The following is a 15,368-nucleotide window of genomic DNA, read 5'->3' on the forward strand; positions in this document are numbered from 1 at the left end:
TCAGAGCGCAGTCATCCGGTGCATCTCCCGCACATCACTGCCCTCCGTAGATGGCCAGCCACGTCGTGGCCTGCTCGCCCTGCTCGGGCTTGCGGGTCCTCCCGGTGTACGACTCGGTCGGAGCGATCTTGACCTGTGTGCAGCGGCTCACCCGTATACGGCGGGTCGCTCCTTCCATGTCGCCGTGGGTACGTGGACCGGTCCTCGTCGGCCGACGGAGGGAAGGACCTGTCGTCACCGCGAACGCCGTCCTTGGGACAGCCGCATTCCGACCGGACGTGGCTGCTCCGCGCAAGGCGGGCGGTCAGCCGTGGCCGACCGCGAGGAGCAGGGCCCTGGCGGTGGCGAGGGCAGGGAGGGAGAACACCACTGCGACGAGCAGAACGAAGACCAGTACCAGGGGCAGCAGGGTCGCGAGCCGAACGGTGGTGGCCGCACGGGCGCGCAGCATGCCCCAGGGGCCGGACGGCCGGTGTCCGGGTGCCCGGTGCCTTTTCCGGTGTGCCCTGGTCTCCAGGTGAGTTGTCACACCGGTGTCAACGACGCGGGGGCCGCCGCAGCTACGGAACGCCCCTGACGAGTGCGCCGCGGTGCCCGGCGGGGCCGGACGGTCCTTCGCGCTCGACTACGGCGCCGAGGGCGGGGGTGTCGACTTCGCCCCGTGCGACGCCTTTGTGTCCGCTGAGGAGATTACCGACTGGCTACGCCGGTGGACCGGGAGCGATGAGCTGGGCGGTGATGCCTACCGGGTGTTCGGGCAGGACGGCTCCGGTGGCCTCGCGGCCTTGTGGTGCGCACGGCCGGGCCGCCCGCTCGCCGCGCAGCCGGTGGTGTTCCTGGGCTCGGAGGGCGAGGTCGGCGTCGTGGCGGGGAACCTTTCGGACTTCCTCTGGTGCCGGCCCGGCGGCTTCGGCCCCCGGGAGGCCGCCCTCCACCCGGATCGCGAGGCGCGCCCGGACGCGGCTCTGGGCGTGCTTGCCGAGCAGTACGCGACCACTCCTCGCAGGCCCGCTCGGGAGGTCGTCAACGAGGCCCAGGCGGAGTTCAGGACATTCGCCTAGGCCCTCGACGAGCTGTGCCGTTGATGCCGCGCGAGCCCGCCGAGGTGAGGGCAGGTGTCCGTGCACCGGGTGTGTCGTTGAGCCGGGCGGGAGGGGTTCTGTGACAACGTGAAGATGATCACTAAACGCGCCGGTGCGGAGGTCTGGATGGGATCGGACGAGCCCGACGAACCGTGTGGTCCGGGGCTCGGTGGGGTCTGGAGGGCGGACGGGGTAGTGCCCTCGTCGTCCACGGCCGAGGACTGGCGTGCCGCGGTGCTGGGCGGAGACAAGATCGTGCTGCACATGGACGAGACTGGTCGGCCGCTGTTCAACGGGCACCGTGTCACCCGGCTGATGTGCGAGGCGATCCGGTTCGAACGGCCGGATCACGCGCAGGACTTCGTGTACGAGAACATCGTGGCGATGGCCCGCCGGATGAGGCCGCCGGAAGTTCTGGAGCCGGGTACCACACGGCCCTGACAGTAGGGCCTGTGGTGCGCTGGGCACGGTCAGGTCTGCCACGGTGTCGCGGCAGCCCGTCTCCGCAGCGGTCGGCTCCACCTGACCCGCCGGAGCTGGTACCGTAAACGCGTCTGTGGCTAGAAGCGACTGCTTCAGCCGTGCACTGCGACGCTGTCAGTCTTCGCCCGGTCGGCTGTTGCGCCAGTCGGGGGTGGCCGACGGGTTCAGGCCGTCGCCGGTGTTGTCGTGTGCGACAACGACCGAGTAGAGGTTCAGCACCGATGGTTGCTGCAGCTGGTCGGCGAGGTCGGTCGGCGGGGAGTGCAAGGTGCGTCGCCGCACGGTCAGAGGGCCGTATCGGTCTTCGCTGTCCTGGGGGAGCAGGCTGAGGATCGCGGACTGCGCGTCGGCGCCGGCTCGGCGGCGCACCTCCCGGTATGTCCGGATGATCGAGTGACCGCCGTTGTGGAAGAAGAAGAGGCTGATGTTGCCGCGCAGCGGACATCCTTCGGCCCACACCTGCTGGATGAGCACGGGGACGATGTCCGGCACGAGGGCGGCGGCTCCGTCACCGATGAAGCCGAGCAGATGGCCGGGGCGGGTCAGGGCGAGTGCCGGAACGGCCATCAGGGCGTCGCCCATGAGCGCCCTGCCGTACCAGCCGGAGAATCCCGGTCCGGTACGTGGCAGGTTGCGCACGGCGGAGAAGCCCGCACGCCCGACGTCGAACACCCCGGTGTAGCGGTATCCCCGCCCGGTGATGAGCTGCTCCAGCAGAGATCCCAGTCGCCCGTAGAAGTCGGCGAGGTGGAGCAGTTGGGGAACCCGTTCGGGCGCGGACACGGTCTGTCGTGCGCGCTCGATCTCCTGCCGACGCCAGGTGAGGAGTTCGTGCGGCACATCGGCGTGTGCCGCGAGATGGCGCAGCAGCCCGGTGAGGTCCGCCCGCACCGGATGGTCGACGAACGGGGCCCGATGCTCGGCCTCGTGGTTGACCTGGATGATCCGTAGGCGGCGGGCGAGGGTGTGCTCGGTGAACGGGGTGGCCAGTTCCGGGATCCGGGTCTTGAAGAAGAACAGCGCCTGCTCCTCGCGGTCGCGTAGACGGCCGTCCTGGTGGAGATAGCGGTGGACGGGCGCCGATGTGCCGTACAGCGCCAGGGTGCCCAGGTACTCGGGGACCCGCTGCCCCGCCCGGTGTCTGGTCACCGCGCCGGGGTGGCCGAGTGAGTCGCACAGGGCCGCCCCGCACCGGGCGGCCAACTGGTGGAGCAGCTCGGATTCTGAGGCGGTGAGTACGCCGGGCTGCCAGAGCAGCCTGGTCCGTTCGGTGCTGAGGATGCGGAGGACCGGTGCCGTCTCGTCCTCCCGTACCTCGGCCCGCCGAGGGCCGGGAAGGGTGGACAGTGGCGCGGGTAGGGGTGCCCGGGTGCTCTCCAGGACCGAGGGGCTGGCGATGATGACGACGGGCCCGCGGCCGGCTTCGTATGCGGCGTAAGCCCGGGCGAGCCCCTCGGCCAGGTGCTCCGGCCTCTCCAGATGGATCACCGGCAGGCGCCGTGCGTGCACCACGGCCCTGGAGTCCTCACCGGCGTGGACGGTGCCCTGAAAGGGGAACCAGCGACTGCCGGAGGCGTCCGCGCAGAGGATGAAGCCTTGCGCCCGGGCCTGTTGGAGGTTGGCGAGTGTCCCCTTGAACTCGTCGATCATGCCGCTGGTGACGATGATGAGGAACGGGGCGCCATCCAGTTGCCAGCGCGCGAGTGCGCCGCAGGCAAGACCGTGCTCGGACGGGGCCCGCAGGACCGGGTTGCCGCTCTGCCGGGCCAGCTCCTCCATCGAGCTGATCAGAGCCGAGACCACCGAGCCGGTATAGCTGTGCAGACCCCAGCGCGAGCCGGCCCGGGAGGCGAGGAAACCCTGCAAGGCGATCGCCAGGGCCGGGCGGGAGGTGTCCGGCCCCTCCTGCCCCATGGGAGCACCGGCGAGCCGGGCTTGTACGTAGTCCGCCAGTGCCGCGGCGATGTCGCAGGTGAAGTCGCCGGGTTCCGCGGGCGGTTCACGGCGCGCGAAAGCGTTGCCGTAGCGGACCCTCGTCGCGGAGCGGGGCACATAGGCCACGGTCCCGTACACCGACACCTCGGCCCGCGCCTGCGTCGGCATCCGCGCCACCGCGGTGCGCAACGCGTACTGGAGATCCGGGCAGGGCTCGGGAACGGGGTCGGGGTGGTCGGTGACGATCAGTACGTGTGGTGCTTCGGGTGCGATCAGGTCGCTCCCGGTGGCGTTCACATGCTGGGCCACCCGCTCGGGCAGTGCCTCCAGGGTGTCGGCCAGGACGAGGGAGATCTCCGCGTCGGGCAGGGCGTGTTCCAGGTACGTACGGATCACGGTGAGCCGTCGGTCCGGGGGAGTCGGTGGTGCGTCGGGGACCCGGCCGAGGAGGACGCGGTCCGAATTCTGGGTCAGCGCGTGCAGGGCCGCCGTCACGGCCTGACGAAAGACGGGACGGTCACCGGCGGCGGCCACGACGAGCCGGACAGGCCCTGGACGCGGTGGGACGGTCATGTGGACACCGTTGTGGCCGGAGGCCAGGGAACACCGGCGACGCCGCTGACGTGCAGGAGGACTCGGTCGCCGTGGACCGCCCAGCCGTCGCCGGTCCAGGCCGGGCTGTTGACGCGGGCGGTCACGGTCGGCCGGAGGGCTGCGAGCGAGGAGTCGTTGCCGGGTTCGAGGAAGACGATACCTGCGATGGAGGTAAGGACGGACAGAGCGTTCGCGCGTACGGCGAGGGCGGCGGTGCGCAGCACGGCGTCGAGCAGAAGCGCGGGTGTGCGGTAGCCCGCCAGCGCGGCCGACGGCGCGAGCGTGACGCGAGCGCTCGCGGCGCCTGGCGTGATGTGGAGGTCCCGCAGGCAGTCCAGCGGGCCGGTCAGCCGCACAGGGGAGTCGGGGGCGCAGTACGGATCGTCCCCGGGCGGGCCGGATGCCTCGACGGGCCGTGGCGGTGTCGCGGACCGCGGCGTGTGGTCGAGCAGTACGCGCAGCTCGACCAGCGGGACGCCGCGGCTGAGCTGGACGGCCACGGTGCGGCTGTTCCGGCGGTCCTGCCACGTGGCACAGACGTCGAGAGTGCCCGCGCCGTCCTCGTGGACGTGGATGAAACGGCGGAACCGTATCCGTTCGATTCCGGTCACCTGCCGCCCAGGTGCCAGCGCCATGGCGGCCTGTACGGCGATCTCGACGCAGTGCACGGCCGCGAGCGTGGGGCGCCCGGACACCTGGTGGTCGGTCGGCGCGAACGCGGGCTCGCTCAGGCTGACGCGGGCATGCAGTGTCCCGGAAGACGTACGCCGTGTCGCGTCCAGCAGCCCCGGGCCGGCGGGGGCGGGCCGCGGCGAGGTGGTGGTGGGGCGGTGTGGTCGCACGCTGCCACTGGAGCCGGGCAGCCGCTGTTCGGTCAGCGCGACGGTTTCCGCGTTGAGGTGGATGATGTACGGGTCGGGTGCGGGGGCACGGAGTTCGGAGAGGAAGAGCGCGGCGCCGTCGGCGTCGGGCATACCGGGCAGGCTCAGGACATGACCGGGCAGACGGTTCCTGGCGGGCCCCGATGCCATGCCGCTCTCGCCCCACCGGTTCCATCCGATGGTCCACTCGTGTGTCGCGCCGCTTGTCCGGTGGGCGGCGGACCAGGCGAGATAGGCGTTGGCGCCCGCGTAGGCGGCGTCGCTGTCCTGGCCGGTGAAGCCGAGTACCGACCCGAAGTTGCACCACCGGGCCGGCGGCCGTTGGACGAACGCCTCGGACAGATGCGCGTGTCCCAGGACCTTGACCGCCCGTACCGCGCGGAAGCCGTCCAGGCTCTGCCGGGCGGTGAGCGTCGGCCGCATGAGACCTGCAGTGAACAGGACGAGGTCGATGCCGCCGGACTCGGTGAGGGCCGTACCCACCGCCTCGCGCACGGCGTCGGAATCGGTGAGATCGCAGCGCCGGTAGCGCACGCGCCCGGGATCGCACAGATGTTCGAGATGGGTCAGCGTGGCCCGGGTGGCGCGCGCGTGCACCATGCGGTCGAAGGCCTGCGAGAGCTCGCGTGGTGTGCCCGTGTGTCCGGACTTGAGCTGGGCACGCATCCAGGAAGGGCGCAGCGCCGCGAAGGAGGCGTCCGTGCCGGCGTGGACCCAGGGCGGGTGGGCGTCCGGGTCATTGGAGCCGAGCACCCAGACAGCGGGGGCACAGCGTTCGGCCAGGGCCGACAGGACGGCACCGGTGGCCCCCCGTGCCCCGCCGGCCACCAGCACGCTCCGCGGCCACGGCGTCGGGACGCCCGGCGCCGACGGGGCCGGGATCGCGGTCTCCGTGAACCGGCGGCCGCCCTCCACGTAGACGGTGCGCAGCGGGTGCCGCAGCGACGCCTCTTCAGCCAGCAACCGCAGTCCCGTGCCGAGGTCGTCGCAGGCGGCGGCGAGGGCCAGCGTGGCCAGCCCGGGCCGCTCCATGGCGAGGCTCTTGACCAGCGTGGTGAACAGGCCGGTGCCCGGACGCGGGGCGCCCGTGTGCACCGCGTCCAGCAGCAGGGCGGCGTACGAGGCCGGGTCCGGCTGCCTGGTGAGGAGTTCCCGCGCGGCCAGGAAGGCGAGGTCGTGCAGGGACAACAGGTCCCGAAGCTCCTCACGGCTTTCGCGTGCGCCGACGCGAGCGAGGACCCGGACGTGGTGCGGTCGCGTCACGGCGTCCCGTACGGCGTCGGCCACCGCGCCCTCACGGACGCCGTGGGCGGTCTCCGGGGACGCTGTGGTCAGGACCTGGCGGCCTGCGGCGAGGTCGGCCGGCAGCGGAAGGTTGGTCACGACCAGGCAGTCGTCAGGCAGGGCAGTGAGCTCCTGGCGGGCCGGTTCCGGGGCGAGCTCGGCGAGGGCCACGACATGGCGTACGAGCGCGGGCGCGGTAGGCGGCGCGACGGTCTGGGCCGTCGCATCCGGGGTGCCGGGCGGACCGGCCGCGGTCGGCCGGACGGCGAGCGTACCGCGCCTACCGGCCATGGGGTCGCGAGTGGTCAGCAGGACGGGTTTGCCTCGCTGCACGGCGCAGAGCACGGCGAAGACACTGTCACCGGCCAGATAGGTGCGGTCGGCCGGGGCCAGCGCCCGTAGCGGGACGCGTCGTGCCGGCGCTGTCTCCTCGTCCAGTACGGCAAGTACGGGAAGTTGCTCGGCGCACGCCCGGGAGTGTCGCATCAGGGCCAGGGCGAAGGCTCCCTCCGCGAGGTCGCGCTGGTCGCCCGCCACACACTGGGCCACATGCTGCCAGGGTGGCTGTGTCTTGGCGTCCGCGGTCACCACCATCGCCATGTCGGCCGCCCCGGTGGCCAGGTAGTCGCTCGCCGCCCGGACGGCGCCACAGGCCGAGTCGGGCCCGGTGTCCACCGTGACGTTGGGGCCGTGCAGGTCCAGGACGTTGGCGGGGCGGCCGGAGGCCAGACTCGGCAGTTGAGCGCAGTAGGTGTCCCGGGAGGACGGGGGGACGTTGGCCCGTACGGCCTCGGTGAACCGGCGCAGTTCCGGGGTCTCGGCTGCCCCGTCCGCTTCCAGCAGGCCCAGGGAGCAGCGCAGCGTGTGGTCGATGCCTGTCCGGGTGGGCCCCACATGGGCCGCGATCAGAGCTGTTCGGGGCCGCAGACGGTCCCACAGCCCGGAGCTGAAGTGCTCGCGCAGCCGATGGGCGGCCCGCACGGCCAGCAGTTGTGCGGGATCGACGGTCTCGGCTGCCTTCGGGGCCAGGCGCAGCTCCCCGGCCTCGGGGCGCAGGTCCGCGGCCGTGAACCGCGTCGGCGGGGGCGACGCGCCCTCGCGCAGCCACCTGGCGATCCGTTGCGCCGTCGGGTCCGAGGGCAGGCAGGCGCTCCAGCCGACGAGAACGACCGGGTCGTGTTCGACGTGGCCGCGCGGCCGTTCGGGCAGACGCGGGTGGTCGTCCGAGACGACCACATGGGCGGTCGCACCGCCGAAGCCGAACGCCGAGACCCCCACGGTGCGCGGTCGGTCAGGGCGGGCGGGGAACGGCACCGGGGCGGTGGGGATGTGGAGCGCCACGTCGTCGTCGAGCACCTCGGTCGGTGTGCTGAACCCGGCCTGTGCCGGGACGGTGCCGTGGCGCAGCACCAGCAGCGCGTGGATCAGCGACACCAGGCCCGCGGCCCAAGCGGTGTGGCCCAGCACCGACTTGTTCGAGACGGCCGGCACCTTGCGTTCCGATCCGGCGAGGAGACGGCCCAGCACGGCAAGCTCGACCCGGTCTCCCTTGGCCGTGCCGGTGCCGTGTGCGACGACGAGGTCCAGCCCGGACGGGCCGATGTCCGCGGCGGCCAGCGCCCGGTCGAGTGTGCGGCGTTGGCCTTCGGGGTTGGGGGCGTGGACCGCCCGGCCGCGCCCGTCGGAGGCCACCCCCGCGCCGCGCAGCACCCCCAGGATCTCATCACCCTCCGCCCTGTCCCTGCCGAGGTCCTTGAGCACGACCGCGACGGCCGCCTCGGAGAACAGGGTGCCGTCCGCCGCACGGTCGAACACGCGCACCCGCCCACTCCTGGTGAAGGCGCCGAGCTTCGCGAACAGGACGCTGTCCCGCCAGGTAACCGTACTCAGACCGGCGTATACGACGAGGTCGCAGCGTCCACGCCCCAGCCGTCGCATCCCGAGGTCCACCGCGTACAGGCCGGAGCTGCACGCCGCGTCGATGTTGAGCATCTCCGTGCCGGGGGGAAGCAGGCCGGTCATCGCCCGCGCGACGACGGAGTGGGGCAGGTGTTCGGCCGCTCGGCCTTCCCCCGCGTACCTCAAGGCGCCCCGGACCGCCGCGACTGGTTCCGGTCCGGCGGCAGCGGCATGCTCCAGGACCAGGCACTCGTGGAGGTGCTGGCTGCCTTCGGAGGTGCAGCCGGTGACGAGGACGCAGCGGTCGGCGTTCGATTGCCGGACCGGACCCAGGGCTTGGGCGAGTGCGTGACGCAGCCGAAGGGTGGCGAGGTCCACGTCGCGAGGGGGCTCACCGGGGTCGTCGGACGTGATGAACCCCGACCGTGGAGCGTACGAGCGGTCATCCGCCGTGGGGTCCGGATCGTAGTGCCCGGTCAGCGGCCAGCGGCGGCCCGGAGCGCGGAAGACCGGGGTACCGTCGATGAGCCGTGTCCACAGCTCCCCGGGGTTTCGGGCACCCGGCGTGACCAGGCCCATGCCGACGACCGCGGCGGGCGGCAGCTCAGTCACGCCGGCCTCCCTGTCCGATCACCAGCTCGGCCAGGTCTCCGAAGGTGGGGTAGTCCCTGCCCGCCTGCTGTGTCGGGATGCGGAAGCGGTCCAGCACGACGGCGAGCAGTTCGGTCTGCCTGATGGAGTCCACGCCGAGATCCGCCTCGAACTCGTCGTCCTCGGTGAAGACTTCGCCCGGGTAGCCCAAGGCCGTGGAGTAGAGCTCGCGCAGTTCGGCCAGCACCCGCTCGCGTTCCGCAGGCTGTTCCTGCCCCGGGCTGGCCGCCGCAGCCGCTCTTGAGATGGACGGCGGGGCCTGGAACTCCATGGGTTCGGGGGCAGGTGGGAGGCTCTCCAGGTGGTGGGGGCCCCTTAGCGCGGCCAGGGTCTGTGCGAAGTCCTCGGACGCGGACTCCGCTGTGCGCGCGAGCGTGTGTGTGCCGACCGCGGCCGGGAGGTTCTGGGCCACGAGCCGTGTGAGCGTGTCACCGCCCCCGCACTCCACGAAGCGCTCACCGCCCTTGCCGTGCAGCCGGCGCACGGCTCCGGCGAAGCCGACAGGCCTGACGAGGTGCAGCGCGAGGAGCGGCACGAGGTCCTCGTCCATCCCGTACGGCCGCTGTTCGATCGCGGAGTACACCGGCAACCCCAGTGGCCGGCGGTGCAGAAGGGCGAGAGCCTTCTGGAGGGGGGCACGGCCAGAGCCAGCAGCGGGCTGTGCCAGGACAGCTCCACCGGAAGCGGCAACGCGGAGAATCCCGCTGCCGACGCGGTGGCGCTCGCCCGGTCCAGGGCGTCCCGCGGGCCCGAAAGCACACACTGGCGTGGCGAGTTGTCGCAGGCCAGGTTGAGCCGGGGGTCACCGATCAGCTGCGTGAGAGCCCGCCCTCGGGCGGCGGGCAGGCCGAGGGCCACCATGCCGCTGTCCTTCGGCCGAACGTCGCGCAGCAGCCGGTTGCGGGTGAGCAACAGCCGCGCGCCGTCTGCCACGGAATAGGCGCCGGCGCAGACCAGCGCGGTGATCTCCCGGTGAACTGCACGCACACGGTGTCGATGCCCACGCTCGTCATCAGTGCGAAGTTCTGTTCGTACTGGGCCTGGGTCCAGTCCACGGTGGGGAAGTTCGGGTAGCCCGTGCTGGTGAGGGGCTGGATGAAGGTGGCCCGAAGGGCCGGAGGTACGCATACGGTGCCCCGAGGGCCCGCCTGCCCCGCTGGCCGCCCTGCCGGAACCGACGTACGCACCTGTGCGGGCGGCAGGTTGATGTTATCGAACCTGGCCGTGGAGGTGGACGGCTCGGCCGCCCAGTTGCCGGCGGCGACCTCGACTCTCAGCGCGGTGACCGCGAAGGGATTCGCGATGTGGTGGAAGGACTTCCAGGTGGAGCCGTCCGCAGAGGTTTCCCAGTGCGTCGTACCGGCCGCCTCACGGATCCGCAGCCACCGGTGGTCCGTCGTGCTGTATGGGGTGCTCTTGCTGTCGGTCGTCTCGCCGTCCACCACGCTCCTGGCCACCGGCCTGATCGCGGCGCCCAACGCCTCGGCCGCCACCAGTTGCCTGGGCGCCACCCGCGACGACCACTGATGGCCGGATCGGCACAGCGCTGCCGGACCCTCGACGCCGGTCCTCGCTGTCGGCCGCGCTGAGCCTGACCACCTCCCGCCGTAGTAGGTGATGTTGCCGACCTCGACGGGCCTCGCGTCGTGGGCACAGGTGGTGCTGCTGAGGTCCAGACCGTTGCCACTCCTGCCGTAGCAGTTGGTCGCGGTGCGTGCGGGCGCCGGGGTCACGATCACGCCGCCCAGGAGGGCCGTCTGGGTCACAAGGGTGCCAACACTTCGCTTTATGGTTTCTTCCTCTCCGCCGTGATCCGACGGTCCGAAGGGTAGGAGCCGCCACTCCCTCGGGACGGCCACCCGGGGATGGAACTCCTCACCGCTGCTATGGCGGGGAGTGCCCCTCCGCTCGGCCGGACCACCGCCCACCGCGGGCCGCTAGCCTGTCGGTATGTCAGAGCGTGTCGTGCCCGGCCTCATGGACGGCCTGATCACCCTGGGCGCCTCAGGCGCCCTGTGGGGTGAGCTGACGGCCGGTAGCGCCGTGCCGACGACCTTTGGGGCATGCACCCGTGCTCCAGCCCATGCCGAGGCGGGATACGTCCTGCTCGGCGCTGAGGTCGTGGCGACGGTGCGGGCGGGTGGTGGGTGGAGTGTGGCCGAGGCAGATGTGCGCCGGGCGGCCGAGGAGTTGAACGCCGTCGCGATGGACCGGCAGGACGTGGTCCGCGTCGGCCCGTTCCACTGGGCCCAGGGGCAGGGGTCCCCCGAGGAGACGCCGCTGCGCTGGCGGCGGCGCATCGCGGAGGAGCTGGGGGAGCCGGCCGGACCCGGGCGGGCGGCGCGGCGTAGAGGCGGCCCGCCGCACCATCTGGCGGGGATCGACTGGCGACAGCTCCTCGTGGAGCAGGGTGGGGGCGGGGCGCGGCGGACGTGGTGGCTGCCGCGCGCCGCGGTCAGGCTGCTGGACGCGGCCGAGCACGCCGAAGCACGGTGGCTGCACAGTGCGGGCAGGGCCCGGCCGGTGAGCACGCACCTCACCGTCCCGCCTCCGCACCCCCGGCAGGCCTCGGAGGCCGACGGTCGGCACATGACCGCGCCGCAGAGCCGGGACGCCGAACCACGCCCGTACAAGGGGGAGTTGGAGGACCAGCTGTACGCGGTGCTCAGCCGCAGGCCCGGCACCTCCCGCCAGGTGGCCGGGTGGATGTGCGCGGTCTGCCGCACCGCGCCCGCCACCGTCCTCGACCACTGCCACGAGCACGGCTACGTCCGCGCCCCCCTCTGTACCTCCTGCAACACGCAGGAACGCCCGGACCACCTGTACGGCAACGACATTCGCGTGGCAGGCCGCTACGAGCGGCTCTTCGCCACCGGCACCGACGACTGGTTCCGCCACTGGCACCGCTGCACCGGCTGCCGCGCACGCGTCACGCTGCCGCTGCCCCACCTCGCTGCGTGGACCGCCCGCATAGCCTGCCGGTCACTGCGCCCGACCCATCGTGCCTCCGGCGGGCGCGCGCCCTGCGGCTCGCTGCGGGTGTCCTGGACGGGCAGCCAGAACGCCCCGCGCTCCTGCCTGCTCACGGTCGCCGTCGACTTCTGCCCGTCCGGCGAACACCGGCTCCTGGCCCAAGTCCCCTACCGCGAGGCCGTTGAGCGGTTCCGGACCTGGCTGGTCGAGACCGCCCCCGCCGTGGCCGCCGCAGCTGGCCCCGACCGCTTGGACGGCCTCCCCGCCCGGCCCCGTCCTGTCATCGAGGACACCAGCGGTGAGGGCTTGGCGCTGTTCTGAGCGGGCACCGGGAGAGCGGGGAGTGCCTGTCACTGGGCGGATCATTCGGGGCATTTCAGGTAGGGGGTGGGGCGGCACGGTGGGGGACCGCTGCCGCCGCAACACCGAGTCCGAACACCCCTCGCTCCTCTGTCGGCCGTTCCCTTTCCGGGGAGCGGCCGACAGCCATGTGCCGGGTGACAGGGCCAGGAGGAACCAGAGACCGGATCACTCGTGACCGCTTCCCTTCCCGGCGACCGGGACGACACCGGCGGTGGCCGCGACGCCGCGTTCCCTGGCTCGCCCGGAGCGTGCCGGTGCCCGTCAGTCAACCCCTACTGACCGTCAGCAGGGGCCACCGTGGACAAAGTTCAAGAGGCTGTATACCAGGTTGAGCACGGGGTCGAGGGGGCCGAAGCCGTAGACGCCGCAGGTCTGTCCGTCGGCGGCGCGCAGACCTGCGTGCTGTGCCACCACGCCGGACGGGGCACTCGTGGTCGCCGCCTGGGCGGGGGCGGCTGAGGTGACGGCGCTGAGGGCGAGGAGAGTGCTTGCCGCGGCAGTGGCCATGAGATGGCGTGGCTTCATACGACGACTCCTTACTGCGAGGTTGCGATTGCCGGGAAGGCAGCGGACGACGTCCCCCCATCGGAGCTCCCACGGGGACGATATGTCGCGGACGCCGTTTCCGCACGGCGGCGGGCCGTGTGGTCTGCCGTACGAGGACGTCGGTGGCCAGGGGGCCGCAGCCGCCGTATACCGCGCCGGTGGCGGTGAAGGTCAGCGTCGCCGCGTCAGGCGCGGGGGTAAAGGCGCAGGTCTGGTCGGGGGTGGGGTCACCGTCACCGGAACACCGGGCCGACGGTGAGCACGGTGCTGACTCCGCCGCCGACATACGGTGCCACCGCGTTCAGGCCGGACGTGGGGGAGACCCGGGTGACGACGCCGCTGCTGTTTGTCCATGAGGGCCAACGTCGCTGGCCCAAGTCGTTGGTGTGCAGGCCGTCCGGCAGGTCGGTGCCCGGGTCGACGGCGTCCGCCATTCGGGCCGCCCGTGGTCGGCATCGGCCCGCTGCGCAGGCCGCAGCATAGGAATCCCGCAAAACCCTTGTCCGAGAAACGCAGGGCGCCTCACTACGAGGCGCCCCACGGCGTGCAGACGGCGACAAACTTCTTGCTCGCGCGGCGAGTTGCCGTGCTTTCCTTATGGGTCAGATGGGGCACTCCGACTCTGCACTCCGACCTTGTACGCCGTTCCGCAGATGACCTTGTACCCCGACAGCCGGTTGCTGGGAGATGCTTCCTAGCGGATTGACATGGGCTTCCCGTCCGGGATGCGTGTGTACTCGGTGTTGCCCTTGAAGTCCAGCCAGCCGTCGAAGTACTCCTGGCCGAGCTTGTTGAGGGTGGCGTCGTGGATCGGGAACGCCCGCTTGGGTCTCACTGCCCGTACGAAGTCCAGTGCTTCGGAGAGTTTGAGCCAGGGTGCGGCGGCTGGCACGAGCAGCGTCTCCACCGGCGACGGCGGGACGAACAGCGCATCGCCCGGGTGGTAGACCGTGCCGTCGACGATGAAACCGACGTTGGCGCAGCCGGGCAGGCCGTCGTAGATCTCGGCGTGTGCCCCGCCCACGACGTCGACGGCGAACCCGGCCGCCGTGAATCGCTGCCCCGCCTCGACGGCGACCGCCGTGCCGCCCAGCTCGGGGGCCGACTCGATCGCTGCCGACGGCAGGTACACCCGGAACGCGGAGTTGCGCTGGCCGGCTGCCACGAGCTTGGCGATGTCGAGGTGGTCGGGGTGCTCGTGCGTCACCAGCACCTCGTCGACCCCGTCGAGCGCTTCGGCCTGCGAGAATATCCCCGGGTCGATCACCAGCACCCGGTCGTCCGTCTCCAGGCGCACACAGGCATGGCCATATTTGATCAATTGCATGCGCCCACTATGGCAAGGCTGTGCCGGAGATCAAGCCGTTCGACAGCGCGACAACCAGCTGAGCGGCCCGTCCCCAGCACGCGCATCGGGATCATCCTGCAGGAATGATCACACGACACACGCGGGTTGCCCACCTCCTGGTCCTCTCGCCCGGCCCCGCGCTCCCGGCGGACGCGGGCCGCTTCTACTGCATCCCCCGTCACCAGACACCCGTTCTGCGCTATGTCTCCCCGCTCCCGCCAGCCGAAGCCCGCCCGCCCGCCGCACTCAGGCCCGCCTCGCGCACGGCCCGCCCCGACGCGAAGCGATGACACCCCTGCCGACCGTGCCGGCCCCGGCCGGGACCCCGGGGATCGCTCGCCTGCTCATCGGCGTGCTGCCGGCATCCCGCGCGGTCCTGATAGGGTCCGGCCCATGATGCAGACCCGAAAGGCCCATGGCGCGTAGGTCGCCCGGCTCGCTCCGCGCTCAGCGGCGGCCAGCCCGTAGGAGGGACCAGCCCGCGCGGCAGATCCCCGGAGTGCCCCGGCGTACGCGTGCGGCCATCGTCCGGGTCGAAGCCCAGCTGCTGGGGTACGGCTCGGTGGCGCAAGCCCTTGACCAGTACCGGCGCTTTCTCCGCCGCCCCGGCCGCTACCTGTACCTGCCCTGGGACCCGTGCCCCTGCTGCGATCCGGCCGAGGCCCGGGACACCCTCGAAGAAGCCCTGCGCCACATGCCGCCCGCGGCCCGGGCAGGGCTCCGCAAAATCGTCGCGCCGCTGGACGAGGAATTCCACCGCCGCACCCTGCCCAACCCCTGGTCTCCTTCGGTAGACGCCCGGCACGCGGCTGCGTGGTGGCGTCACCGGATCAGGGAGATATGACATCCACCAACGTCGGGGACCCCCTGAACCCACGGTTACCGGGCCGACGTCATCCGCGCCAGTGGCCGACTCGAGGAAGACGCGCGAGCTGCTGCGAACGGTCCGGTCGATGACCGACCTGGCCGTGAAGCAGGCGGTGATCGCGCCGTCCATGCTGAGCATGTTCTACCCCCCTCTGGGCATCAGGGGATACTCCCGGCAGGCATTCCACGACGACCTGGTCGACGAGGCGGAGGCCGACATCCGGGGCTGCCTCGACGGCGGCGCCCACAAGGTGCAGATGGACTTCACCGAGGGCCGGGTCTCGCTGAAGCTCGACCCGGACGGGGGGCTGCTGCGGGACTGGGTCTCCCTGAACAACGAGGTGCTGGACCGGTTCTCCCCCCGAGGAGCGGCAGCGTATCGGGGTCCACACCTGCCCCGGCGGGGACTGGGACTCCACGCACAGCGCGGACGTCGACTACCAGAGGTTCCTGCCCAGGTTC

The 15,368-nt window shown here is 71.8% G+C and carries 14 protein-coding genes and 2 pseudogenes; 7 read left to right on the forward strand and 9 right to left on the reverse strand.

Annotation, left to right across the window (positions count from 1 at the left end; translation table 11 throughout):
* Positions 1-34: 34 nt before the first annotated feature.
* The gene (locus IE252_RS39915; protein ID WP_190094411.1) at positions 35-178 is read right to left on the reverse strand and encodes a hypothetical protein; all 144 of its coding nucleotides are present in this window, start codon (positions 176-178) and stop codon (positions 35-37) included.
* Between the two features lie 126 nt (positions 179-304).
* On the reverse strand, positions 305-451 hold the full coding sequence (locus IE252_RS39920) for a hypothetical protein (protein WP_190094412.1): 147 nt from the start codon (positions 449-451) through the stop codon (positions 305-307).
* A gap of 139 nt (positions 452-590) precedes the next feature.
* On the opposite strand from IE252_RS39920, the gene IE252_RS39925 reads away from it, so the two are divergent.
* Together IE252_RS39925 and IE252_RS39930 are read left to right on the forward strand one after the other, a co-directional pair.
* Positions 591-1,061, forward strand: a complete 471-nt coding sequence (locus IE252_RS39925) for an SMI1/KNR4 family protein (protein WP_190094426.1) — start codon at positions 591-593, stop codon at positions 1,059-1,061.
* Positions 1,062-1,277: 216 nt separating this feature from the next.
* Complete coding sequence (locus IE252_RS39930) at positions 1,278-1,523, forward strand: hypothetical protein (RefSeq protein ID WP_190094413.1); 246 nt, start codon at positions 1,278-1,280, stop codon at positions 1,521-1,523.
* Between the two features lie 156 nt (positions 1,524-1,679).
* Here IE252_RS39930 and IE252_RS39935 read toward each other — a convergent pair whose 3' ends face one another.
* The 4 genes and pseudogenes from IE252_RS39935 to IE252_RS44455 form a co-directional block, all read right to left on the reverse strand.
* Positions 1,680-4,073 carry a hypothetical protein gene (locus IE252_RS39935; RefSeq protein ID WP_190094414.1) on the reverse strand — a complete coding sequence of 798 codons (2,394 nt, stop codon included), beginning with the start codon at positions 4,071-4,073 and terminating at the stop codon, positions 1,680-1,682.
* On the reverse strand, positions 4,070-8,770 hold the full coding sequence (locus IE252_RS39940; protein WP_190094415.1) for an SDR family NAD(P)-dependent oxidoreductase: 4,701 nt from the start codon (positions 8,768-8,770) through the stop codon (positions 4,070-4,072). The genes IE252_RS39935 and IE252_RS39940 overlap by 4 nt, the downstream gene beginning before the upstream one ends.
* On the reverse strand, positions 8,763-9,392 hold the full coding sequence (locus IE252_RS43725; RefSeq protein WP_229849114.1) for an acyl carrier protein: 630 nt from the start codon (positions 9,390-9,392) through the stop codon (positions 8,763-8,765). The genes IE252_RS39940 and IE252_RS43725 overlap by 8 nt, the downstream gene beginning before the upstream one ends.
* A 68-nt stretch (positions 9,393-9,460) precedes the next feature.
* A pseudogene (locus IE252_RS44455) lies at positions 9,461-9,937 on the reverse strand (acyltransferase domain-containing protein); the annotation flags it as partial.
* 78 nt (positions 9,938-10,015) lie between these two features.
* Between IE252_RS44455 and IE252_RS39955 the strand changes: the two are divergent.
* Together IE252_RS39955 and IE252_RS39960 are read left to right on the forward strand one after the other, a co-directional pair.
* Positions 10,016-10,336 (forward strand): hypothetical protein, encoded by a 321-nt coding sequence (locus IE252_RS39955; protein ID WP_190094418.1) that lies wholly within the window; start codon positions 10,016-10,018, stop codon positions 10,334-10,336.
* Positions 10,337-10,759: 423 nt separating this feature from the next.
* The gene (locus IE252_RS39960) at positions 10,760-12,103 is read left to right on the forward strand and encodes an endonuclease domain-containing protein (RefSeq protein WP_190094419.1); all 1,344 of its coding nucleotides are present in this window, start codon (positions 10,760-10,762) and stop codon (positions 12,101-12,103) included.
* A gap of 324 nt (positions 12,104-12,427) precedes the next feature.
* On the opposite strand, the gene IE252_RS39965 is transcribed toward IE252_RS39960, so the two are convergent.
* The 3 genes from IE252_RS39965 to IE252_RS39975 all read right to left on the reverse strand — a co-directional run bounded on the left by IE252_RS39965 (position 12,428) and on the right by IE252_RS39975 (position 14,018).
* The gene (locus IE252_RS39965) at positions 12,428-12,670 is read right to left on the reverse strand and encodes a hypothetical protein (RefSeq protein ID WP_190094420.1); all 243 of its coding nucleotides are present in this window, start codon (positions 12,668-12,670) and stop codon (positions 12,428-12,430) included.
* 254 nt (positions 12,671-12,924) lie between these two features.
* Positions 12,925-13,125, reverse strand: a complete 201-nt coding sequence (locus IE252_RS39970; RefSeq protein ID WP_190094421.1) for a hypothetical protein — start codon at positions 13,123-13,125, stop codon at positions 12,925-12,927.
* 260 nt (positions 13,126-13,385) lie between these two features.
* Complete coding sequence (locus IE252_RS39975) at positions 13,386-14,018, reverse strand: MBL fold metallo-hydrolase (protein ID WP_190094422.1); 633 nt, start codon at positions 14,016-14,018, stop codon at positions 13,386-13,388.
* Positions 14,019-14,122: 104 nt separating this feature from the next.
* Between IE252_RS39975 and IE252_RS39980 the strand changes: the two genes are divergently transcribed.
* The 3 genes and pseudogenes from IE252_RS39980 to IE252_RS39990 all read left to right on the forward strand — a co-directional run.
* Positions 14,123-14,329, forward strand: a complete 207-nt coding sequence (locus IE252_RS39980) for a hypothetical protein (protein WP_190094423.1) — start codon at positions 14,123-14,125, stop codon at positions 14,327-14,329.
* A gap of 209 nt (positions 14,330-14,538) precedes the next feature.
* Positions 14,539-14,883 carry a hypothetical protein gene (locus tag IE252_RS39985; RefSeq protein ID WP_190094424.1) on the forward strand — a complete coding sequence of 115 codons (345 nt, stop codon included), beginning with the start codon at positions 14,539-14,541 and terminating at the stop codon, positions 14,881-14,883.
* 109 nt (positions 14,884-14,992) lie between these two features.
* Positions 14,993-15,368: pseudogene (locus IE252_RS39990) on the forward strand (hypothetical protein); the annotation flags it as partial.

This window comes from Streptomyces melanogenes (assembly GCF_014649795.1).
GTDB lineage: Bacteria > Actinomycetota > Actinomycetes > Streptomycetales > Streptomycetaceae > Streptomyces > Streptomyces noboritoensis.